At 56.7% G+C, this 1,768-nt stretch carries 1 protein-coding gene; it reads left to right on the top strand.

Going from position 1 to position 1,768, the window contains the following annotated elements:
* Positions 1-293: 293 nt before the first annotated feature.
* Positions 294-1,768, top strand: a 1,475-nt coding sequence (locus HMPREF2842_RS08895) for an ATP-binding cassette domain-containing protein (protein ID WP_070644400.1), incomplete at its 3' end; no start/stop codon positions are given.

Genomic DNA, 1,768 nt, shown 5'->3' on the forward strand with positions numbered 1-1,768 from the left:
CTCTATCCGCGCTACCCCACCACGGGGGTAACCTGCGAGCTGAACGCATTGTTGAACCGAAGCCACCCAAGGCGCGACCGGGGTGACCTTCGGAATCTAGGAGGCATCAAAGAAATGACCCACCGAGCATAAGCCCGGATCCAACGACACCAGGTCAATGCGCTTTTATGCGTCCACCCCACTACCCGGGCTTACGTGTACCTACAGACCGCGCTCGGGTTTTTTCATATTCTCATGCCTAACGTGCACTACGATGGCGGGAATCCGAGCACCCATTCGAAGGAACTCGGCCCATGTCACGTCACATTACACTCGACCATATTTCGTATGCACATCCGGGTGAGCCCCCACTTTTCACAGACCTTTCCGCGGTATTTTCTGCGCCACTCACCGGGCTTATCGGCGATAACGGCGCCGGAAAAACTACCCTCTTCAGACTTATTCTTGGCGACATAAATCCTAGTCAAGGCACAATCAGTACCCCACCGCGCATAGCGTACCTACCGCAAGATTTAGGGTTGAGTGGGCATCAGCATCTTGCTGATATTTTTGGAATTACAAAAATACTGCAGGCGCTTGATGCGCTGGAATCGGGCGACTATTCCCCCTACCTTTACGACACCATAGGCGACGCCTGGGATATTGAAGAACGCACCCTCGTAGCCCTTGCCGAACATGGTTTTGGTCCTGCCCTCACTACGACCGATACACAGGCCCGTCACAACCTTCTGATGCGTCCCCTTAGCACCTTTTCAGGTGGTCAGACGGTCACAGCCGCACTCACCGCGCTTCTGTGTTCAGACCCAGAGTTCATTCTGCTCGACGAGCCGACGAACAACCTGGACTCCGCGGCGAAAGCCCAGCTCTTCACGACACTGGAGGCGCTGCCCTGCCCAGCGCTCATCATTAGCCACGACCGCGACCTACTGGAGCGCGTGCACGTGATTGCCGAGCTTCACGCCGACCGCCAGGGACTGGCTCATCTGCGCCTCTTTGAGGGTAACTACAGCACATACCGGCAGGCGCTGGAGACCGAACAGCAGGCAGCTCAGCGTCGCGTGACCGAGGCGAAGAATGAGGCGCGTAAGGCTGTGCGTGAGCGTGCCGAGAACCAGATTAAGCTCGATCGCAACGCCCGCCGAGGTCGCGAATTTGAGCGGTCAAAGCGGAAACCTGGCATGGCTATGGGCCTGGATAAAAACAGTTCAGAGCACTCTGCCGGGAAACTTCACACAGCCCACGAAAGCATGGTGGCGGATGCGCGGGCGGCAGTTGGAGAAGCCCAAAAGAACCTGCGCGTGCAGGAGTGTATCTATCTGGAACTTGTTCAGGATGCGCTCCCACTGGGGCGGAAGGTACTGGAATTACATCGGGTGAAGAACGACTCTTGCGCGTCTACACCGCAGAGCGCCGACCTTAAGAATGCATACACCCAAAACACCGTTTCACGTGAAACACAACCTTATAAAGTTGATTATCTGCTTCAAATCCAAGATTTTCCCGAGGTTCTTATCCTGACCGGACCCGAACACCTGCACATCACGGGCGCAAACGGCAGTGGCAAGACTGTGCTTCTCAATGCGATAGCGCACGCGTATGACCCTGATTACCGTTCCCCAGTGCCGCCTGCATACCAAGTGCTCTACCGCCTGGACAACACCGCATACCTGCCGCAGCGCATCACCCTCGACCCGCAGCTCACCCTCCTTGAAACCGTACAGAGGGCGAATCCCGGTGCGAGCGAGCAGCATCTGCGTGACCAGTTGGC

This window comes from Rothia sp. HMSC069C10 (assembly GCF_001812205.1).
Lineage (GTDB): Bacteria > Actinomycetota > Actinomycetes > Actinomycetales > Micrococcaceae > Rothia > Rothia mucilaginosa.